This is a genomic window from Rothia sp. (in: high G+C Gram-positive bacteria) (assembly GCF_030540545.1).
Lineage (GTDB): Bacteria > Actinomycetota > Actinomycetes > Actinomycetales > Micrococcaceae > Rothia.
In genome coordinates this window covers 88,729-109,347 of record NZ_JAUNVZ010000004.1, presented here as the reverse complement: position 1 = coordinate 109,347, position 20,619 = coordinate 88,729, and the positions used below count along the sequence as shown (strand labels likewise).

Annotated in this window: 15 protein-coding genes; 9 read left to right on the top strand and 6 right to left on the bottom strand. The window is 57.6% G+C overall.

The window, feature by feature from the left end; genetic code table 11:
* Nucleotides 1-39: 39 nt before the first annotated feature.
* A complete protein-coding gene (locus tag Q4P78_RS04770) occupies nucleotides 40-420 on the bottom strand; it encodes a DUF2218 domain-containing protein (protein ID WP_303339213.1) in 381 nt (126 codons plus the stop codon).
* Nucleotides 421-691: 271 nt separating this feature from the next.
* On the opposite strand from Q4P78_RS04770, the gene Q4P78_RS04765 reads away from it, so the two are divergent.
* Nucleotides 692-2,164: an NCS2 family permease gene (locus Q4P78_RS04765; RefSeq protein ID WP_303339212.1), complete on the top strand. Its 1,473-nt coding sequence runs from the start codon at nucleotides 692-694 to the stop codon at nucleotides 2,162-2,164.
* Nucleotides 2,165-2,460: 296 nt separating this feature from the next.
* Here Q4P78_RS04765 and Q4P78_RS04760 read toward each other — a convergent pair whose 3' ends face one another.
* A complete protein-coding gene (locus tag Q4P78_RS04760; RefSeq protein WP_303339211.1) occupies nucleotides 2,461-2,898 on the bottom strand; it encodes a YchJ family protein in 438 nt (145 codons plus the stop codon).
* Between the two features lie 189 nt (nucleotides 2,899-3,087).
* Nucleotides 3,088-4,182 carry a zinc-dependent metalloprotease family protein gene (locus Q4P78_RS04755; protein ID WP_303339210.1) on the bottom strand — a complete coding sequence of 365 codons (1,095 nt, stop codon included), beginning with the start codon at nucleotides 4,180-4,182 and terminating at the stop codon, nucleotides 3,088-3,090.
* 445 nt (nucleotides 4,183-4,627) lie between these two features.
* Between Q4P78_RS04755 and Q4P78_RS04750 the strand changes: the two genes are divergently transcribed.
* Nucleotides 4,628-5,473 (top strand): hypothetical protein, encoded by an 846-nt coding sequence (locus Q4P78_RS04750; RefSeq protein ID WP_303339209.1) that lies wholly within the window; start codon nucleotides 4,628-4,630, stop codon nucleotides 5,471-5,473.
* Nucleotides 5,474-5,567: 94 nt separating this feature from the next.
* Here the strand turns inward: Q4P78_RS04750 and Q4P78_RS04745 are convergent, their stop codons facing one another.
* Complete coding sequence (locus tag Q4P78_RS04745) at nucleotides 5,568-7,178, bottom strand: DHA2 family efflux MFS transporter permease subunit (protein WP_303339208.1); 1,611 nt, start codon at nucleotides 7,176-7,178, stop codon at nucleotides 5,568-5,570.
* Between the two features lie 232 nt (nucleotides 7,179-7,410).
* Here Q4P78_RS04745 and Q4P78_RS04740 point away from each other — a divergent pair, with 232 nt between their 5' ends.
* From Q4P78_RS04740 to Q4P78_RS04725, 4 genes are all read left to right on the top strand, one after another.
* Nucleotides 7,411-8,112 carry an NAD(P)H-binding protein gene (locus Q4P78_RS04740; RefSeq protein WP_303339207.1) on the top strand — a complete coding sequence of 234 codons (702 nt, stop codon included), beginning with the start codon at nucleotides 7,411-7,413 and terminating at the stop codon, nucleotides 8,110-8,112.
* A gap of 270 nt (nucleotides 8,113-8,382) precedes the next feature.
* Nucleotides 8,383-9,048, top strand: a complete 666-nt coding sequence (locus Q4P78_RS04735; protein ID WP_303339206.1) for a C40 family peptidase — start codon at nucleotides 8,383-8,385, stop codon at nucleotides 9,046-9,048.
* Nucleotides 9,049-9,248: 200 nt separating this feature from the next.
* Nucleotides 9,249-10,682, top strand: coding sequence for an MATE family efflux transporter (locus Q4P78_RS04730; RefSeq protein WP_303339205.1), 1,434 nt, complete (start codon nucleotides 9,249-9,251; stop codon nucleotides 10,680-10,682).
* Between the two features lie 195 nt (nucleotides 10,683-10,877).
* On the top strand, nucleotides 10,878-12,353 hold the full coding sequence (locus Q4P78_RS04725) for an MATE family efflux transporter (protein WP_303339204.1): 1,476 nt from the start codon (nucleotides 10,878-10,880) through the stop codon (nucleotides 12,351-12,353).
* Between the two features lie 95 nt (nucleotides 12,354-12,448).
* Here Q4P78_RS04725 and nadE read toward each other — a convergent pair whose 3' ends face one another.
* Nucleotides 12,449-13,279, bottom strand: coding sequence for an ammonia-dependent NAD(+) synthetase (gene nadE, locus Q4P78_RS04720; RefSeq protein ID WP_303339203.1), 831 nt, complete (start codon nucleotides 13,277-13,279; stop codon nucleotides 12,449-12,451).
* Between the two features lie 136 nt (nucleotides 13,280-13,415).
* On the opposite strand from nadE, the gene Q4P78_RS04715 reads away from it, so the two are divergent.
* Nucleotides 13,416-14,150 carry a DUF4870 domain-containing protein gene (locus Q4P78_RS04715; protein WP_303339202.1) on the top strand — a complete coding sequence of 245 codons (735 nt, stop codon included), beginning with the start codon at nucleotides 13,416-13,418 and terminating at the stop codon, nucleotides 14,148-14,150.
* Nucleotides 14,151-14,270: 120 nt separating this feature from the next.
* Here Q4P78_RS04715 and Q4P78_RS04710 read toward each other — a convergent pair whose 3' ends face one another.
* Complete coding sequence (locus Q4P78_RS04710) at nucleotides 14,271-18,203, bottom strand: S8 family serine peptidase (RefSeq protein ID WP_303339201.1); 3,933 nt, start codon at nucleotides 18,201-18,203, stop codon at nucleotides 14,271-14,273.
* A 482-nt stretch (nucleotides 18,204-18,685) separates the two neighbouring features.
* Between Q4P78_RS04710 and Q4P78_RS04705 the strand changes: the two genes are divergently transcribed.
* Nucleotides 18,686-19,096: a DUF4870 domain-containing protein gene (locus tag Q4P78_RS04705; protein ID WP_303339200.1), complete on the top strand. Its 411-nt coding sequence runs from the start codon at nucleotides 18,686-18,688 to the stop codon at nucleotides 19,094-19,096.
* A 176-nt stretch (nucleotides 19,097-19,272) separates the two neighbouring features.
* The gene (locus tag Q4P78_RS04700; protein WP_303339199.1) at nucleotides 19,273-20,559 is read left to right on the top strand and encodes an adenylosuccinate synthase; all 1,287 of its coding nucleotides are present in this window, start codon (nucleotides 19,273-19,275) and stop codon (nucleotides 20,557-20,559) included.
* The last annotated feature ends 60 nt before the right edge of the window (nucleotides 20,560-20,619 follow it).

Genomic DNA, 20,619 nt, shown 5'->3' with positions numbered 1-20,619 from the left:
CCGGGGCACTGCTGTATACGTTTTAGAGGCTAGGGTGGCTTAGGCGTCCAGAGCCTGGAATTCAATCACCAGCTGCTCACGCTCACCAAAGCGTACCAGGTGGCGGTCGAGCACATCGGCAACACCGGCTGCCTTGTCAGCATCCTCGGCGCGCACCTCCATCACCAGGGCGCCCTCTCCCACCAGCAGGTCACCATAACCGCGGAATACGCCCTCGCGATTAAAGACCAGGCGGGTGCCGTTATCCAGCTCAACAACGCCGAGCTTGCGACCCATATGAGAGACCAGCTGCTTAATATAGCGTTCGGGACGCTCGGTGGCGACCACGGCGCGCTGGCGCACGGGCAGGGACTCTGCTGCGGGGTAGAGGGAAAGATCCAGGACGGGCGCCTGGTCTGCGTTATGTTCGTTCTGAGACATAGGTATTCGTCTTTCGTGAAGATTGCGGGCGTGGTGGCTCCTAAGAGTAAGTGTACACCACAATAGGCATGTTTTACAGGTACCTGTAGAAAATATTTCATGTCTGACTAACGCGCTCTACATCACAGCCAGCTACCCAGGCTTGAGACGCACCCTCACACTCCCATAAAATAGCCAAGTAACAAAAGCGTCGCAGGCACCGGCCCGTGACGCTTTCTGCACATTACGGGCACACACCCGCATTCACAAACACGAAAGAGTATTTACACTCATGTCTACCCCCACGCAGGACGCCACCAGCAGCCTGGATAAATACTTCCACATCACCAAGCGTGGATCCTCCGTAGCCAACGAAATCCGAGGCGGCATCGCCACCTTCTTCGCCATGAGCTACATTGTGGTCCTCAACCCCCTGATCATTGGCCTGGCACCCGATAGCAGCGGCTCCATCCTGGGCGTACCCCAGGTTGCAGCAGTCACCGCACTGGTCGCAGGTATTATGACCATCATCATGGGCGTCTGGGCCAAGCAGCCCTTCGCCATGGCAGCCGGCCTGGGCGTGAACGCCCTGCTGACCACCACCATTATCAGCACCCCCAACCTGACCTGGCCCGAAATCATGGGTCTGGTCTTCTGGGCTGGTATTCTGATGACCCTGCTGGTGCTCACCGGTTTCCGTACCGCAGTGTTTAACGCTGTTCCCGAATCCCTCAAGACCGCAATCGTGGTGGGTATCGGCTTCTTCATTGCCTTCATCGGCCTGGTCAACGCGGGTATTATCCGCCGCGTACCCGACATTGCAGGCACCACCGTACCCGTGAAGTTCGGCGTGAACGGCCACCTGCTGGGCTGGCCCACCCTGGTCTTCCTCTTCGGTCTGCTGCTGACCATCACCCTGTGGGTGCGCAATGTTCGCGGCGCGATCCTCTACTCCGTACTGGCATCCACCGCACTGGCAATCTTCCTCGAGTCCGCTCTGAAGATCGGCCCCTCCGTCTACACCAACGATGCAGGCGAAAAGGTCGCTAACCCCGTGGGTTGGTCCCTGAACGTGCCCGCATTCGGCTCTAACACCAGCGCCGCGCCGGATATGTCCCTGGTGGGCAAGATGGATCTCTTCGGCGGTTTCACCTCCATTGGTGGCCTGGCTGCAACCCTGCTGATCTTCACCATTCTGGTTTCTGCATTCTTCGACGCAATGGGCACCTCCGTGGGTCTGGCAACCGAGGCGGGCACCATTAAGGACGGCCAGATCGAGAACGTTGACCGCGTGCTGCTGGTTGACGCCCTGGGTTCCGTGGTCGGTGGCGGCAGCTCCTCCTCCTCTTCCCAGATCTTCGTGGAGTCCGCAACCGGTATTGGTGCGGGCGCTCGCACCGGTCTGGCAAATGTTGTCACCGGTGTGCTCTTCCTGCTGGCTATCTTCCTCTCCCCGCTGGTCACCGTGGTTCCCTTCGAGGCTGTGGCTCCGGCTATGGTCTTCGTGGGCTTCCTGATGATGCGCCAGGCTGTGAACATTGAGTGGGATGACTGGGCACTGGGTATTGCTTCCTTCCTGACCATTATCTTCATGCCCCTGGCATACTCCATTGCAGATGGTATTGGCGCAGGCTTCGTGTCCTACGTCTTCATCCGCCTGGTTCAGGGTCGTGCGAAGGAAGTTCACTGGCTGATGTACGTGGTTTCCGCGGCATTCCTGGTCTTCTTCGGTATGGGTCTGATTGACGGTTGGGCACACGCCTAAAGTTAGCGGCTCTATAGCGATATAGAAGGGAGGGGTTCTCACCGATATCGGTGAGAAGCCCTCCCTTTGTTTTATCTCGGGGCTATATCCCGCGTTTATCTTTTCCTCCACGATACGAACAACACGGGCAGAAAAAGATATGTCAGCCCGTACAATAGTGAGGGCTTTGCAAATGCGCGGAGCACAGATTGCGTTTATACACACAGACGAACACACAAGGGCGGGAAACCAATGGTTTCCCGCCCTTTTTCACCCGCTCTAAGCCCTCTGGGCATAGCACTGTATGCAGCAGCTCTTTAGCGGTGTATACCGTCTACGTAATACCACACACCACCGCGGTAGCTAAAGCTTGAACGCTCATGCATGGAGCCTTTAACCCTCTGCTCTTCATCAATACCCGGAATGGAGCGATAATAGGCAATAAATTCAACCGTGCCCGTGCTGCTACCCAACGCCGGGGGTGCATCCACAATATCCAGACGGTACCAGCGTAAATCCTCATCCAGTTCAAAGCCCTGTGCCTCGGGGCGGGTCTCGGGTGCCCAGGTTGCCAGAAGATACTCGGGGTTATTGAGGGCGAAAGCGCTAAAACGCGAGCGCATGAGAGCCTCCGGGGTGGGGGCGCTCAGCGTGCCCTCGGAAGCAAAGCCCGCGTGGTATATGCCGCAGCATTCGCCGTAGGTACGTCCGCTCAGGCAGGGGCAGCGGGAGGATAGATCATAGCTAGTAGTCACGCTGTCATTATATCGGGCAGAGGATTACAAAGGGTGTGGCTTGATATAGAGCGGGGTGTCGACAGATAGCAGCGCATAGACAATACCGCCCACCCCGCGATGTACGGGGTGGGCGGTATTGCAGTGAATAGCAGAGTAGAAATATGTAATTACAAGATTCTCGAGCTGCTTTTGAAGCCCCTATGCGTCTTAGCGCTGAGCCTGGATTTCCTGAGCCTTCTCGTAGGTCAGCTCATTAGCAACCAGCTTCGGAGCCTCGGAGGCGCTACGCACGCCACTGGAGGTGGTCAGCTTGGTCTGGAACTTCAGGGAGAGCATATCGTTCGAGCCGGTCAGCACGCTCAGCTTCTTATCCCCGTTCAGATCCGCCGAGACGGGCTTGGTGTCGATCACGCCATTGCCGTTGAAGTCAATGGCTTCGTGGGCGGGCTGATTCTTGTACGTCAGGCCGTACGCCTGCGGACCGAAGCCCTTGGTTTCATCCAGAGCGTTTTCGTCCAGGTTCTGGAAGGTGTAGTAGGAGTAGGTGAAGCGGCGGGTACCGTCAGCCATGGGCAGGCCGTAGAGCTGGTACTCGTAGTTCATAATGCTGAAGTAGTTCGGCTTGCAGTTCAGGCTATCGCCGCCGCCGTGGCCCAGACCCAGGTTGTGACCCAGTTCGTGGATGAAGGTGCCCACGCGGACATCGCCATTGGCGGTGGGCCACTTGGTCTTGCCCACGGTCACAATGAAGCCCTTACCGTTGCTCCAGCCCAGGCCGGAAGAAGAGGTGCTGCCGTAGTAGTCGCCCCAGATCATGTAGTGGAAGATGTTATCGCGCTTGGAATCGAAGTTGGCGTTCTTGAATTCCTGCCAGACCTTCATATTGTCGTCCAGAGCCTTGTGCTCAATCTGGTTGCCGCCGCCCAGGTTGTACTTGGCGCTTGCGCTGCCGGCGTCCAGGTGAATGTGAATACCGGAGGAGCCGTCGGGGTTGCGCAGGGGCATGGAGTTGAAGGAGTCGACAATGCGGTCCAGTTCGGCGTCGCTTGCCAGCTCACCGGGCATGTAGTCCATTTCCACAAAGACGTCCTTGTGGTAGGGGCTTGCACCCATGGCGCGCAGGTCCAGGTCGATAATGCCGTCGCCATCGGCGTCGTAACCGTTGATTTCAACGGAATTGGGAATGCCGTCCCCGTCGTAGTCGTTCAGGTTGAAGGCGTTGGCGGTCGGTGCTACCGCGAGCGAGCCGAGAATGACGGATGCGCTCAGCAGGGCAGCACGAGTACGGGTAAACCAAGTCATCTTGGTTTCCTTTCGTGAGAATCCATTAAATTGTGTGAGTGTTTGAGTGATGTGAGTGAATACGTTCACGTATTCTGTGAGTGCTGCCCAAGAAATACTGGGGCGTGTGAGTGAGAATACCCCAATTTCTCCCGGTCAGATAAATACCTGAACGCTTTCCATACTACATGAGTTTTCAACCTTAACCTATAGCTAGAAGTGTTATTCTCAGGGTAAATTTACCGGATGAAGTATATATAAACCTCTAGGCGTTGTTTAGAGTTTCTTCACTTCTAAACTATGATGCACACCATAGATATTCACCGACATAAAAGGTAATAATCCTCTAATTTTGAAGATATTACGGCGTACTTCGTGGAACAACTCTAAGCTTTGAACTAAACTTGAAGGTATTCACACAGTGTGATACTTCTTCATGAAGCCCAATGGAATAAGGAGAATCCATATGACTCCCCCAACCAAGTCCGGTATTTCTCGTCGCCGGGTGCTCACCGGGGCAGCATGGTCTGCTCCGGTCGTGGTGGCAAGTGCCGCTGTACCCGCATACGCAGCATCGCGTGAATTGGTCGTTGAATACAACACCTTCAGCCAGGCATTTGACCTGCACCCCGACCAGCCCTTCTCCACCAAGTTTGGTGCAGATAGCGTGACCGTCCCCCTGGAGAATAGCTTCGGCTCCTCCGACAACCCCAAGAGCAATGGCGGAGGTACCTACACCCCCGGCGGCTCCCTGGGTGATAACACCTTCGGCGGCGTCGGCTTCTGGCTGTCCGCTCCCCTGGCCCCCGACGGAACCTACACGGGCACCTCCACCCTGAAGGCTGGCTCGACCTTCTACGTCAGCTACACCATCGTTTTCGCTAAGGAAAGCCAAGTACGCGCACCCGAAACCTGGGGCACCACCGGTGAGGGCGGCATTATCCCGGCTTTCGAAACCCACCCGGGTATGAGCGTCACCGCTAACCCCGCTGTGAAGGCATTCAATGGCGCGGCGTACTCCTACACCTTCCTGAAGCCCACCATTAACACCACCACCTGGGATGGCGATATTAAGATCACCCTGCTGGAGGATTTGAGCGTAAGCTCCACCAACGGCAAGGCAGCCTACAACCAGCTGGTCTTTAGCCAGATTCCGGTTCTGTACTCGACCACCAGCTCCACCTACTCGCTCACCGTTGAGGTTCGCGCAGGTGACACCCCGATCGAGGTAACCCCAGCAAGCGGTTCCGCATACTCGGCAACCAGCACCAACGCTCTGGATCAGGTAGCACTGGCAGCTATTAAGCGCTAATCTCGCGCTGAAAAATCGCACGAGCGTAAATCATTGGGCGGTCAGATACTCTATGCAGTATCTGACCGCCCAATGAGTTATATACTAAGCTCTCTTATTCAGCCGCAGCATCCGAGGCGCTACCGGGGGTATTTTCGGGTGCGCGTCCCTGAGACCAGGCGCCGGTATCCACGGGAGGCGCAAAGAACAGGCACGCCACAACGCCCACTACGGACAGAGCCAGAGGCAGAATCAGCGAATCGCTCATTGCCGCGGAGAAAGGCGCATGGAGGAACTCCGGCAGCACGCCGCTCATACCGCCCTCATGACCCACGGCGGAGGTATCGGCGCTAGCAGCAGCGGCACGCGCGGGAGCGGGCAGAGCCGCAATAGCCTTTGCCACCTGATCGGTGATTGCACTGCTCATAACGGTTGCAATCGCAGCGGAGCACAGCACCGAGGCAATCTGACGGGTCTCGTTGTACACGCCCGAACCCGCACCGGTCACGCGAGGCGCTAGGTTACGGGTGGTATTAACAGCCAGCGGACCCCAAATCAGCGCATTACCCACACCCAGCACGGCAAAGGGCAGCAAGAGCATCACAATGGAGCTCTCGGGCACCATCAGCACACGCAGCCAGGCGTAACCAATGACCAGGCAGAGGAAACCACCGGCAGCGTACCACTTGGGGTCGTGCTTAGCCATCATCTTGCCCACCGCCGGCGAGAGAGCACCGGAAATAACCGCCAGAGGAATAGTCATCAGCGCTGCCTGGGTCGGGGTCATACCGCGCACCTGCTGGAAGTAAATGGTAATGGGGAACGCCATGGTAATCACGGCACCGCCCATTGCAGCAATGGCAATATTACCCACCGAGAAGTTACGATCCTTGAACAGGCTCAGGGGAATCAGCGGCTCGTTCTTATTTATTGCCTGCCAGAGGATAAAGAGGGCGAAGATAATCGCGCCGGTAATAATCAGACCCCACACGCTTACCGAAATACCGGTACCCCAGAGCGAGTCGGTAATGGTGCCCCAGGAGTAGGTCGAGCCCTCCTGAATACCGAAGACCAGCAGGAATAGGCCGGTTGCCGAGAGCGCCACGCCCAGCCAGTCAAAGCTGTGCTGCTTATGGGAGAAGGTCGGCACGAAACGCCATGACAAGAATAGACCCACAACACCCACGGGGATATTAATAAAGAAGATCCACGCCCAGCCGGGGCCATCCACCAGCACACCGCCTAGAATCGGGCCGATCAGGGAGGCAATACCCGCAACGGCGCCCCATACGCTCATTGCTACGCCGCGCTGATTCGGCGGGAACATGAGGGTAATAATGGACATGGTCTGCGGGGTCATCAGGGATGCGCCCAGACCCTGCATTACGCGGGCAGCGATGAGCATTTCAACATTCGGGGACAGACCGCACCACAGGGAGGCGAGGGTAAAGACCGCCATGCCCAGCATGTACATATTCTTCTGACCGAAACGATCACCCAGGCGGCCGGAAATCAGTAGGGGTACCGCGTATGCCAGCAGGTAGGCGCTGGTCACCCAAATAACTGCCGAGAGTGATGCGGAGAGCTGCTCCTGCATATTGGGCAGCGCCACGGTCACCACGGTGGTATCGATCATGATCATAAAGAAGCCGATAACCAGCGACCACATGGCGGGCCAGGGTTTATCCAGGCGAGGGTCTCGCGTGGATTCGGGGGTTGAAGACATGGGGTTCCTTCTTTCCGGGCAGTCTCTGCACGTATGGGTGCACTAGTGCGCGAAGTTTTCGCACAAGCATTTAATCATACGCCTATAGAGCCATAGAGAATACCTAATCTGCATGTCTATTTGAACACCCCATAGTGTGCTCTAGTCCTCAGAGCGAAACTCCTCGCGTGCCCGGCAGTAGCGGGCATACACTAGGACTATAGAGTTTCCCGAGAAATTTAAGGACAACACCATGAATATTACGATTATTGGCGGTCACGGCAAGGTCGCACTGCTGGCCACTCCCCTGCTGATTGAAGCCGGTCACAGCGTGCACTCCATTATCCGCAAAGAAAGCCAGAGCGAAGATATTCGCGCTCTGGGTGGCGCACCGGTGGTTGCCGATATTGAATCCATGAGCGTGGAAGAGATTGCCACCCTGCTTAAGGAGCTGAATACCCAGGTGCTGGTATGGTCTGCGGGTGCTGCGGGTCAGGGCGGTCCCGAGCGTACCTACGCGGTGGATCGCGACGCCGCCATTCGCTCCATGGATGCCGCCGCCGCAGCAGGTATTGAGCGCTATATTATGGTCTCTTATCTGGGCGCAGACCCGAATCACGGCATTGACCCCGATAATGGCTTCTACACCTACGCCGAGGCGAAGGCAGCCGCCGATGAACATCTGCGCGCATCCTCCCTGCGCTACACCATTCTGGGTCCGGGTGCCCTGGTAGATGGCGAAGCCGGGGGTATTGACCTGGATCTGCAGCTTGCAGTGGGTGGACTGGATGAGCTTGTCTCCCGCACCGTTGCCCGGGCAACCGTTGCCGCAGTGCTGGCAGCTGTTATTGACGATGAGAGCACCGTACACAAGGCTCTGCCCTTTATTGACGGCTCCACTCCGATTGCCCAGGCTGTGGCGAGCGCACCGGCTCAGAACCGCCTGCGCCCCTAATTCATTCGATTCGAGCTTGGGTCTCGGCGTTTTACTTCCTGTGGGACCCGCTAAAACAGCCGTTTTAGGGATAGCTAGATAGAGGCCTCGAGTGCTACGGGAAGGTATTAACCTTCCTGTAGTACTTGAGGCCTTTTCTGCCCAGAATTAGCTCATAGAGGCGTAATATATTGCGTTTATCCACAGGAGCCGGTACCTTAGATAGGGATAATTTCCGACTAGATTCGAAAATAATGGGGCATGCACACCCCGATGTAAGGACTTTTTCATATGGCAGATTTGACTCGTCGCTCTATCCTGGCAGCTAGCCCCGTGGCTCTGCTGGGTGTTATGGCAAGCGCAGAAGCGTTTGGCGAGATTCCGGCTGCCGTTGACGTTACCGACGCCTCCAATTCCGCTGTTGCAGCAGCAAACCCGGAGGGTCCGGCACTGCAGGATAGCCCCCACATCGTCAACGACCTGCCGAAGGCAGAGACTACTGTCGCTGCTCAGGAGGTAGCTCCCGCTGCTAGCTCCCAGACTCCGGTTGCTTCTAACGCACCGGCAACCAACAACGCTAAGGCGAACGCAATGATCGCTAAGGCTCGTCAGCTCATTGGTCAGCCCCTGTGGTGCAACCAGCTGGTATCCCAGGCTCTGTACGCAGCCGGTATTTCTTTTGACGGCTTCCCCGTTCAGTTCAAGTCTCTGGGTACCATTATTGATCGTAAGGATGCACAGCCCGGCGACCTGATTATTTGGGATCGTAACGGTTTCTACTGGCCCGCTGGTAGTGCGTACTCCGGCCCGCAGCAGCATATTGCTCTGTACATTGGCAATGGCCGCGCTATTCACGGCGGTTTCATGGAGAATGGCGGTGTTACCGTGAAGGAATACAGCGCCGATCTGAGCACTCCGGGTGCTTCCTCCCCGATTTACCTGCGCGTTAAGTTCTAAGACTTAGCCACTGAGCCGGGTGTGAGCTGCATGCTTGCACCCGGCTTTTTGTATGTGCTGGCACCGACCGGATAACCCCTTGCATAATCTACAGGTACCTGTTAGACTTTTATGAGTATTTTCCGCACCCTTATACTCTCCGTATCACTTCCGGGTGCATATCTCTAGACTTCACAGACTCTCTTAGCCCAAGGACAACTATGACTGAAAACCCCCAGGCATCTGCCGTAGCGACAGATAACGCGCCCGAGAACCAAACCCAAGACCCCCAGAATATTTACCTGCTCAAAGATGCCCCCATTGTTACCGCACTCATGAAGCTCGGCATCCCCATGGCGGCAGGCCTAGCCATTACCAGCATCTACAATGCCGTAAACTCCTACTTCGTGGGTCACTACGGCAGCGTGGAAGAGCTGGCGGCAACCGGCTACGGCGTGCCCATCTTCGGTGTGATTATGGCGATTGCGGGCGTCTTTGGCCTGGGCTCCTCCACTCTCGCCTCCCGACTGCTCGGTGACGGCAAGAATGAATCCATCCCCAAGGTCACCTCCTTTGCTCTGTACTCCGGCCTGATACTCGGCGTGCTGGCAGCCGGTGCCGGTATTCTGGCGGCGGACCCCATTACCCACATTATGGGTGCCACCGACGCCTCCTTTGAGCCCACCAAAACCTTTGTAATCCTCATGTTCCTGGGAGCCCCGGTAGCCATTGGCATGTTCACCCTGGAGCAGCTGGTACGCAGTGAAGGCTTCGCAACCCAGTCCATGAACGGTATTATTATCGGCACCGTGGTCAACTGCATCGCCGACGTCGTGCTGATTGCGTGGCTGGGCTGGGGTATCGCCGGCGCCGGTTGGGCAATGCTATTCGCTAATGCCGCATCCTTTATATACTTCCTACAGTTCTTGATCCGTAAGAGCCCGAACTTCTCGGCAAAGCTGAGCGATTTCACCCTCTCCAAGGCGATTATGATTCCCGTATTCGCTATTGGTGCCGCAGAGCTTTTCCAGAGCCTGAACCTGATTCTCTCCTCCCTGCTGCTCAATAACCTCGCGGCGGGCTATGGTGACGATGCGGTGGCTGCCTTCGGTCTGGCAATGCGCCTGAATATGATTCCCGAAATGCTGTGCATGGGTCTGTGCATGGGCGGTATTCCGCTCTACGCCTACTCCTACGGCGCCCGCAATATGGCACGCGTTAAGTCTGCCCTGAAGACCGCGACCATTATGTCCGTGGTGACCTCCGCCGTGGTGAGCCTGCCCGTGCTGCTTTTCCGCATTCCTCTGCTGGAACTCATGGGTGACCACCGCCTGGTGGCAACCGGTGAGAAGGTGCTGATTGCGCTCATGCTGGCTGCAGTCTTTAACGCAGTGAGCATTGTGTTTGTGGCGTGGTTCCAGGCTTCCGGTCAGGGTCTGCCCGCAACCCTGCTGACCGTGGGCATTATGCTCCTCTTCTTCCCCGCCGTGTGGTTTGGCAACCAGCTCTTTGGTTTTGAGGGTTTGGTGTGGGCGTTCCCGCTCACCCAGGTCTTTGCTTGCCTGCTCGGTGGCGTGCTCTTTATGATGACCGGTGGCGCGAAGGTTGCCCCCGAGGGTGCTAATGACGCTATTGCCGCTGATACCGTGCACTAGTCCCTAGCGCTCGCATCTGCCCCGTCTCTACACTCTAGAGGCGGGGTTTTGTGCACCGCCGGGTAGCTGTGTGTGCGCCGCGCGGGGCTCTTCCAAGCTTTCTTTCAGCTGGAGAGATTATGATAGAGATGCTAAACCCTGTTCAGTACCCTTCTGAACGGGTACACGTCACACTCAGACCGGAAAGGAGAGCCCGTGGCGACCGAACACAACGACGCCAGTGCAATCCTTGAAGCCAGCGGCATGGCAACCTCCAGCCGCAATATCTACTATTTGCGCGACGCCCCCGTTATGCGTGCAATCCTAGCCCTGGGGCTTCCCATGGCTGCCGGTCTTGCCATCACCAGCCTGTATAACGTGGTGAATTCCTATTTTGTGGGTCATTACGGCTCGGTTGCTGACCTTGCCGCGCTCATTATGGGCTACCCGGTGATTGGTACTATTACCGCTATTGCCGGTCTTTTTGGCGTGGGCGGCTCCACTCTACTGGCGCGTATGCTCGGATCGGGCGATACGTCCCGGGCGAAGGCTCTGAGTTCCTTTGTCTGCTACGCTTCCCTGGGCGCGGGGGTGCTCCTGGCAGTGCTTGGCTGTTTAGCCCTGGATCCCCTGCTGCATATGCTGGGCGCTTCTGTCGAGGCTGCGCACGCGGGTGCCCCGTCGGGCTCTACGGAGGTGTATGCAGCCACCAGTGGCTTTGTGCTGGCTCTGCTGCTGGGCGCGCCCCTCTGGTTGCTCATGTTCACCCTGGAGCAGCTGGTGCGCGGCGAGGGCTACGCCAAGCAGTCCATGTACGGGCTCATCTGGGGCGTGCTTGCCAATCTACTTGCCGACTATGTGCTGATTGTGCAGCTGCGCATGGGCGCCACCGGTAGCGCCTGGGCTATTGCGTGCGCGAATGTAGCGGCGATTATCTACTACCTGATTTTTTTGGGTAAGCACAGCCCCTATTTCTCAATCAAGCTCAGTGATTTTTCCTGCGCGGCTCAGATTGTGCGTCCGGTGCTCAGTGTGGGCGCCTCACAGCTGGCGCAGAGCATGTTTATTGTCTTCTCTACCCTGCTGCTGAATCATCTTTCGATTAAATACGGTCAGGCAGCCACGGCATCTTTCGGTGTTTCTATTCGTCTGATTATGGTTCCCCAAACCCTGTGTATGGGTATTGCCATGGGCGCCATTCCGCTCTTTGCCTATAGCTGGGGTGCCGGGAATCGTGCGCGCCTGCGCGCCTGCCTGCGCAGCGCCGTGATTTTTATTTGCGTTGCCGCCTGCGGCTTTATGGTGCCTGCTCTGGTGCTCAGCGACTGGGCTCTCTACCTTGCCGGAGGCAGTGCCCTAGCGGGGACCGCCGATATTGTCTTCACCGCCCTGGTGTGCTCCACGGTGGGTTACGGTCTGGTGGTGCTGTGGATTTCCTATTTCCAGGCATGCGCCAAAAGCCTGGCAGCTCTAGGTGCCACGGCGGCACTGGGTGTGTGCTTTGTGCTCTGCGTGCTTGCCGGGGATGCGCTCTTTGGCTTTGAGGGTCTGGCTCTGTCCTTCCCGGTGGCGCTCAGTTCCGCAGCGGCTATTGGTACTCTGCTTTTTGTGATCAGCGGCGGCACGCGTATTCCTGATACTGACGGCGTTGTGCCGGTTGAGGATGATCAGAAAGCAGATCATACATCATAGATTGCCAGATATATAGCCGAGAAATAATAGTGCCCTGTTGCCCGGAAAACCGGGGAACAGGGCACTATACCTCATAGCCTATATGCACGTGAAAGTTACTTCCACCAGCTATCGGCGGGGGTTACCGGCAGGGCGCGCTTATGGCGGCTGCGCAGATAAATAGCCTCCAGCTTATCGGCTACCGCGGGGTCAATCTCCTTACCCTCCAGGTAGTCATCAATCTGGGTGTAGCTAATGCCCAGCTCGTCCTCATCCTTACGACCCGGGGTGCCATCCAGCAGATCGGCGGTGGGTACCTTAGCCCACAGACGCTCAGAAGCACCCAGAATCTGCAGCAGCAGCTGGTTCTGGCGCTTATTCAAACCCGCCAGGGGCAGCACATCCGCACCGCCATCGCCAAACTTGGTAAAGAAACCGGTAATGGATTCCGCGGCGTGGTCAGTACCCACCACCAGCATGCGGTAGTCGCCACCAATAGCGTACTGGGCAATCATGCGAGCGCGCGCCTTCACATTGCCCTTATTGAAATCGGTCATGCTCTCGCCCAGCGCGCGAGTGTACTCTTCGTCAAAACCCTGAACGGCGTCGGCAATATTGAAGGTGACGGCACGGTCGGGTTGGATAAAGTCCAGTGCCTGCTGAGCGTCTGCTTCATCTGCCTGTACCTTATAGGGCAGGCGCACGGCAATAAATCGGGCATCGTATCCCGTTTCGCGCAGCTGCTCAACCGCCAGCTGGCACAGGCGGCCGGCAAGGGTGGAATCAATACCGCCGCTAATGCCCAGCACCAGGCCGCGGGTGCCGGTGGCGCGGATATAGTCGGCGAGGAACGCCACGCGGGAGGAGATCTCCTGCTGTGCCTGCTCGCCGGTCATGGAGGGCTTAACGCCCATTTCTTGGACAATCTGTGCCTGTAATTCACGCATGGTTTAAGTGTACGCTCTTATGCTCCTTCGGATGCCTATAGCTGTGTATTGCCCCTGAATATGGGAAATAGCCTCTAAAAAGTCAGGACTCCTTTCTAGAATTAAGACAACAACCGATGATCAGAAAGAAATGATTATGTCCTCCTATGGTTTCGATCCGGAAGCAGAAAAGAACCCTTCCGCTCAGTCGACCCCCGCACCCCAGCAGGCGCAGCCTCAGCAGCCACTTCCTCCTCAACCCGAGCAGAGCGCAGGTTTCCAGCCCGCCCCTCCGCAGGGCGGCAACCAGAACCAGCAGTACCCGGGTCCCTACTATAACCAGCAGGGTTACCAGAGCCAGCCGAATCAGCAGGCCTATGCCTCCGAATCATCCATGACCGCTATCCCCGGTTACGCACCCGAGGCAAGCGATGCACGCACTATTGCGATGCTCGGTGCCCTCTCTCCTATGCTGAGCCTTATTGCCACGATTATTATGTTCTTGGTGTACAAGGACAAGCCCGGGTATCAGCGTGCGCACACCGCCCTGGCGCGCATGCTGAACTTTAGCATTACCCTGACTTTCTGGGGTCTGGGTATTGGCGCCGTAAATATTCTGGGCGCACTTCTCGTTGGAGTAAGCCAGGGCTCCGGAGCGGGTGCTGGTATCGGCATTATCCTCATGGCTATTTCCGGTCTGGGCTTGCTTGCTATGGGCATTATGAGTCTAGTGTGTACCATTATCTCCGCGGTGAAGTTCAACTCGGGTGCGAACTACTACTTCCCCCTCAAACCCGTGAAGTTCGTGCCTGAAAGCCCCATCCCCTTTGCGGATATGACCCGTCTGAATGCTCCCGGCGCGGGCCAAGCGCAGCCGACTCAGCAGGCTTAGCTCTTTAGCCTCTACATATAAGAGCGCAGAAACGCGGCGGTTCCCATTGATTCTTCAATGGGAACCGCCGCTTTGACGTATCACCGGTTCTCTAGGGCGAATCTAGAGACTACCTAGAATCTAGGAGATACGATCCGGGAAGGTGTAGCGGTAAATGAATGCCGCCATAGCATCACGGTGAATAGCCTCAGTCGGGTGGAAGGAACCATCCGGGAAGCCGGTGGTAATCTTCCGGGACGCCAGCCACGAGATTTCCTTGTAGAACATGGCATCCTTGGGCACATCGCTAAACTGCGGGGCACCTGCCGCATCAAAGGCCGGGGAACCTGCCATGCGGTAGAAGAACGCCGCCATAGCGTCACGGTTCACCGAATCCTGCGGGCGGAAAGTACCGTCCGGGTAACCGGTGGTAATGCCCTGCGCCTTCATCCACTCAATCTCCTTGTAGAAGGGGTGGCTGGTGGGCACATCGCTAAAGGACGGGGTGCTCGGAGCCGTGAACTGCGGGGAACCAGCCATGCGGTAGAAGAACGCCGCCATCGCGCCGCGCTCCACATTCTGCAGGGGGCGGAAGGTACCGTCAGCGTAACCGGTGGTGATATGGCGATCAGCAAGCCACGAGATTTCCTTATAGAACATGTCGTTCTCAGACACGTCGGTAAAGCGCGGGGTGACCTTGGCATCCGGTGCCTTGACCGCCTGGGTCAGCACCTGAGCCTGCTCACCGCTCTTATTGTGCATGTGCAGCAGCAGAGCCTTCGCGTCGGCATCTACGGAGCTGCGGCGTACCGTCAGTTCGCCCGGTGCGTCAGAGAAGAAACCGGGGGCTGCGCTCTCGGTGCCGGTGAACCAGATACGCGGAGCGAACGGCTTGTACACAATACGGTCGGTGTGGTCGATGTCCTTACCGGGGCTCTGGTAGCTATCGCCCTGAACCATGTAGCTGATCTCGCCAGCCTTTTCAGCGGTCAGACCCAAATCAGCCAACGGCACACCCATCACGAACACATTGGTGTCCATCAGGTTGGTGTCAATATCGCCCCACACATTGTTGATGGGGTACTGCTTGAGCTGAACGTACTTCTCGCCGTCAATCTTGTAGACGGTGGTCAGCGGGTAGTCCAGACCCTTGGCACGGGAGGTATGCAGAGCATAATCGTAGGTGCCGTCATTATTGGTATCAATGTATACATAGAAGTAGATACCGGGGTTCAGGGTTTCACGCTTGCCCCAGGTGGAGATACCGAAGTAGAGGTTACCGGTGTTCGGGTCCTTACCGGCACGCTTGAGCGCCGGGGCATCCGAGGCGGCACCCACATACTGCAGGTCGGCACCCGAGTTCGAGGCAACATAGAGCGAAGAGATCGGCAGCTGATCGCTACTTGCACCCAGTTCGAAGGCACCCAGCAGCGACTTGTAGCCGCCCTGGTTCAGTTCGGTACCGCTGAGCTTAACCGTCGCCTTAGCCTTGCTACCCTCGAAAGGAATAGTGGATTCGCTCTTCATCGCCGAAACGGGCTTGGGGGCAATGTGCACGGGAACGCGCAGAGCCTCCTGGCCGTTTTCGCTAAAGAGCACACGACCCGAAGCGGAGGCAATGTACTGGCGTACCTGCTCGTCAATAATGGTCTTGCCGGTGTTGTAATCCACCGAAGACTGCTTCTTGACCATGGCCGGGTCCTGGCTCTTTTCCAGCTTAGCCGGGTCAATACTGACGGTCACTGCCACCTGCACCTTGCTGTGGGCGGGCACGGTCACCGTGGACGGCAGCGAGTAGCTAACGCCCGGGATTTCGGTGCTTGCCTTGTAGCTGGTGGTGTAGGTGTGAGCCACCGAGTCGTTATTTTCCAGGGTGATTTCACGAGCCACCTGCTGCACACCCGCATCGGGGGTGTATTCAACAGTGCCCAGAGCCAGCGACACATAGTCGGCGCGGGCGCTATTGTACGCCAGAACCTTCGTGTTCACAGCCTTCTGAGCGTTCACCATGCCGGCACCGGTGCGGTCCACAGCGTATTCGTGGCCGTCAGCGTCTGCGGTGGTGGTGGAGGCGCCGTTCATCACGGCAGCCTTAATCTGTGCCGGGGTGTACTCGGGGTGAGCCTGAGCCACCAGGGCAGCAATACCGGCCACATGCGGGCTAGCCATGGAGGTACCGGTCAGCGACACGCCGCGGTTACCCCCACCAACAGCAGCCGAAATAATTTCGGTACCCGGGGCGGCAACGTCGGGCTTAATGAACCCGTCGCTACCGTGCTGGCCGCGAGCCGAAGAGGTGTTGAGCGAGAACGGCACATCTGCCGGAACACGACCGCTACCCAGGTAGTCGGCGCTCAGCTCCAGCTTGAGGGTACCGGCCTCAATATCACCCTTGAGTTCTGCGTAGGAGTCCTTAGACAGGCGCACACCGGGGATGGTGGTGTTACCGGCAATACCCACACCGGGGTTATTGACGTTGGAGGAGAGCACCACGCCCTTAGCACCGGCTGCCTGGGCGTTATCAAAACGCACCTTGGAGCCGCAGGGGTAGTCGCCAGCCTCGTCATGCCAGTCGATGTACACCCACTTGTCCTTGATTTTCGCGGCGTCTTCAGCCGAGAATGCCTGGCAGCCGTAACGGTTTTCCTTGCTTGCCGCCACGACGGTGCCGGTCAGCTGCTCCTTGGTGGCCTTGGTGTAGTCAAAGCTCTTGGAGTAGTCGCCACCGTATTCCTTGCCGTTCTTATCGGCAGGTGCCAGCACCTTCACACGGTCCACAATCGAGGTGGAGCCGTAGGCGTTAGCTACCGAAATGGCACTGGCGGAGTTCGCGGGCGAACCGGAGTCGGAGTAGGTGTCACCTGCACCGTTGTAGCCGTTGGCGTTACCGGCGGCTGCAACGGTCAGAATGCCCTGACGTGCCAGGGTGTCTACCAGATAGGATTCGGGGTCGTCCTTGGGGGCGAATTCGCCACCCAGGGACATGTTAATAATCTGTGCGCGGTCGCTGAAGTCGCCGTCACCGTTGGGGTCGAGCACCTTATCCAGTGCCTGAAGGACCACGCCGGTGGTGCCGTAGCAGCCGAACACGCGGATGCCCACAATTTTCGCCTCGGGTGCGGTGCCGGGGCCGATTTTCATCTGACTGACCTGCTCTGCGGTGAGCTTACTGTAGTCACCGCGGAAGGTGGTGCCGTCGGCATTCACACCGTAACCTGCAGCGGTACCGGCCACGTGGGTGCCGTGGCCGCCCGCACCGTGGCCTTCAGGCTTGCAGTCCAGCGGGTTCGCGTCGGGCTTGGGGGTGCTCTTTTCAGCCACGGAGCCGTCGTAGTCGTCACCCACCAAATCCAGGCCGCCGATCAGCTTGGTGCGGTCGATCAGGCCGGAGTCGGCATCGGGCAGAGACTCGGACTTTTGAGCCTTCAGGTAGGCTTCTTCAGTGCCCGGGCCGCCGAAGTCGGCGTGAGTGTAGTCGATACCGGAGTCGAGCACCGCAATGGTCACGCCCTTACCGGTGTAGCCGGTCTGCTGCTGAGCCCAGGTTTGTACCGTTTTGGTGTCCAGGGCTGCACCGGCGTTTTGGCGGTGCTTGAGCACAATGGGGGTGATGCGTTCAATATCGTTGCGCTTGGCCAGGTTGCGGATGGATTCCGCGTCACCCTGCAGGGCTACACCGCGCATCGCGTTGTGAGTGGTGTAGAGAATCTCGGATCCGGTGTCGCGGGCTGCGGTTTGCGCCTGGGACTGCACCTGAGACTGGATCGCCTGCACCTGTGCTTGAGCACTGACAGGTTCCTGCTTACCCTGCAGCACGCCCTGCGGCTGAGTCTGGGAGTATGCGCCCTTACCCTTGAACTGCACAAAGACCGGGATGTTTCCGGTGGCAGTTTTCATGCTGTCGCTGAGCACTTCGCGGGGCTCGGCGGTGTTGGTTCGCGCACCGGAGTCGTCGTATTGGGGGGTGGTGACCGTTGCGTGCAGCGGAACGGTCGCGCCCATGGCAAGGGTTGCACCCAGTGCCATGGAGAAGCAGCTCTTGGTGAGCAGCTTCGGGTTGAACTTCGCGCTCATGTATTCTCCTTTGGATGGATGATGTGTGTGGTGAGAGGCCCAGCTTTAGACCTGCATCACATGAGTGACATCACTTAAAGGTTTTACCATCTTCAGGGAGAGATTTAAGGCAATTTCATAAAAATTTCAGTATTTGGATATATATTTCACGAGCTGGAACTTGGAGAGACATAGCTCATAAACAGCTACGTATAGCCTGAAATAGCGGTGTTTGGGTGTCCAAAATCGAGGTGACGCGCGCCATTTACCCAGGTCAACCACGAATTACCCTCGGCATTCGCGCACCCAGCGAGAGCAGCAGTCCCACAGTGCACCCACCTCAAGTTCAAGAAAAGGCTTAAGTCATATTTAAGTGCTTCACAGCCAGAACATAGACAGGCACCCTAAACTGGAATCAAGACGAGGCGCTAGAGCAACAGCGCCCACCAACCACCCGTACACCGCGCGGCTACGATAGCCCGAACACACGAAAAGAGAGACTCATGAGCCAGTACCAGCCCGGCGCACCCCTATCCCAGCCCATCCCCGCAGACGCTAAGAATATGGCGGTCGTATCCCACCTCTCCAGCCTAGGCGCCATGCTACTGACTGCGAATACCCTGAGCATTATCGCTCCGCTGATCTTCTGGTTTATCTACAAAGACAAGCCCGGCTACGGTTTTACCCGCGAGTCCACCCGCCGCGCCTTTAACTTCAATTTCAATCTCTGGCTGATTAACTCGGCGTCCATTCTGCTGACCATTATTACCCTGGGTCTTGCCAGCATTTTGGTGCCCGTTGTCCTGCTCATTACCGGCGCCATGATGCTGATCTTCCACATTCTGGGTGCTATTGCCGCCTCCCGCGGTGAAATTTACTCCTACCCCTTGACCTTCTGGGAACTCATTAAGTAACACCCGCCGCCAGCGCCCCGGTTCGAAAGTTTCACACTTTCGCGCCGGGGCGCTAGTGTTGCCCCGTGCTAGCGGGGTATCATGGTTTAAGGTATGTCCACACGCCAGGCGTGCGGGCATAGATACAGACCTAGCGCCCGGAATGAAGCGGGTACAGCAACTACAAGGAGCTTGAAATGTCAGCGATCGTGATCGTAGGCGCCCAGTGGGGCGACGAAGGCAAGGGCAAGGCAACCGACTTGCTCGGCCCCCGCGTAGACTACGTGGTCAAGCCCAATGGCGGCAATAACGCCGGCCACACCGTGGTCGTTAACGGCCAGAAGTTCGAACTGAAGCTGCTACCCGCCGGTATTCTGAGCGAAAACGCAACCCCCGTGATCGGTAACGGCGTGGTCGTCAACCCCGAAGCTCTCTTCGCCGAAATCGACGGCCTGGAAGCACGCGGCGCGGACACCTCCAAGCTGAAGATCTCCGCCAATGCGCACCTGGTAGCCCCCTACCATCAGACCATGGACAAGGTCACCGAGCGCTTTTTGGGCAAGCGCGCCATCGGCACCACCGGCCGCGGCATCGGCCCGACCTATATGGATAAGGTAGGCCGTCTGGGCATTCGCGTGCAGGATGTGCTCGACGAGTCCATTCTGCGCCAGAAGGTTGAGGGTGCCCTGCGCCAGAAGAACGAGCTGCTGGTCAAGGTCTACAACCGCCGCCATGTTGAGGTCGACGAAATCGTCGAGTACTTCATGTCCTACGCTGAGCGTCTGAAGCCCATGATCGTTGAAACCACCCAGCTGCTCAACAACGCCCTGGACGAGGGCAAGACCCTGCTGATGGAGGGCGGCCAGGCAACCTTCCTGGACGTTGACCACGGCACCTACCCCTTCGTCACCTCCTCGAACCCCACCTCCGGTGGCGCCTGCGTGGGCTCCGGCGTGGGCCCGACCCGCATCAGCCGCGTGATCGGCATTCAGAAGGCATACACCACCCGCGTGGGTGCAGGTCCCTTCCCCACCGAACTCTTTGATGAGATGGGCGAATTCCTGCGCACCACCGGTGGCGAATTCGGCGTGAACACCGGTCGCCCCCGTCGCTGCGGCTGGTATGACGCGGTCCTGGCACGCCAGGCTGTGCGCATTAACGGTTTCACCGACCTGTTCATTACCAAGCTGGATGTGCTCACCGGCCTGGAGAAAATCCCGGTCTGCGTGGCCTACGATGTGGACGGTGTACGCCACGACGAGATGCCCATGACTCAGACCGAGTTCCACCACGCCAAGCCCATTTACGAATACTTTGACGGCTGGACCGAGAACATTTCGGACGCCAAGAGCCTGGATGAGCTGCCTGAAAACGCACGCAAGTACGTTGAAAAGCTGGAGGAAATCTCCGGTTGCCGTATTTCCGCTATCGGTGTGGGCCCCGACCGCGACCAGACCATTGTGGTTCGCGATCTGATCGACTAATTTACGCCTGAATACAGGCTCATAATGCCGGGTATTCCTTCGCGAATACCCGGCATTTTT

What these genes read in the sequence shown, in the direction of transcription:
- Q4P78_RS04770 (WP_303339213.1), bottom strand. Translation starts at nt 420, where the DNA reads ATGTCTCAGAACGAACATAACGCAGACCAGGCGCCCGTCCTGGATCTT.
- Q4P78_RS04765 (WP_303339212.1), top strand. Translation starts at nt 692, where the DNA reads ATGTCTACCCCCACGCAGGACGCCACCAGCAGCCTGGATAAATACTTC.
- Q4P78_RS04755 (WP_303339210.1), bottom strand. Translation starts at nt 4,182, where the DNA reads ATGACTTGGTTTACCCGTACTCGTGCTGCCCTGCTGAGCGCATCCGTC.
- Q4P78_RS04750 (WP_303339209.1), top strand. Translation starts at nt 4,628, where the DNA reads ATGACTCCCCCAACCAAGTCCGGTATTTCTCGTCGCCGGGTGCTCACC.
- Q4P78_RS04745 (WP_303339208.1), bottom strand. Translation starts at nt 7,178, where the DNA reads ATGTCTTCAACCCCCGAATCCACGCGAGACCCTCGCCTGGATAAACCC.
- Q4P78_RS04740 (WP_303339207.1), top strand. Translation starts at nt 7,411, where the DNA reads ATGAATATTACGATTATTGGCGGTCACGGCAAGGTCGCACTGCTGGCC.
- Q4P78_RS04735 (WP_303339206.1), top strand. Translation starts at nt 8,383, where the DNA reads ATGGCAGATTTGACTCGTCGCTCTATCCTGGCAGCTAGCCCCGTGGCT.
- Q4P78_RS04730 (WP_303339205.1), top strand. Translation starts at nt 9,249, where the DNA reads ATGACTGAAAACCCCCAGGCATCTGCCGTAGCGACAGATAACGCGCCC.
- nadE (WP_303339203.1), bottom strand. Translation starts at nt 13,279, where the DNA reads ATGCGTGAATTACAGGCACAGATTGTCCAAGAAATGGGCGTTAAGCCC.
- Q4P78_RS04715 (WP_303339202.1), top strand. Translation starts at nt 13,416, where the DNA reads ATGTCCTCCTATGGTTTCGATCCGGAAGCAGAAAAGAACCCTTCCGCT.
- Q4P78_RS04710 (WP_303339201.1), bottom strand. Translation starts at nt 18,203, where the DNA reads ATGAGCGCGAAGTTCAACCCGAAGCTGCTCACCAAGAGCTGCTTCTCC.
- Q4P78_RS04705 (WP_303339200.1), top strand. Translation starts at nt 18,686, where the DNA reads ATGAGCCAGTACCAGCCCGGCGCACCCCTATCCCAGCCCATCCCCGCA.
- Q4P78_RS04700 (WP_303339199.1), top strand. Translation starts at nt 19,273, where the DNA reads ATGTCAGCGATCGTGATCGTAGGCGCCCAGTGGGGCGACGAAGGCAAG.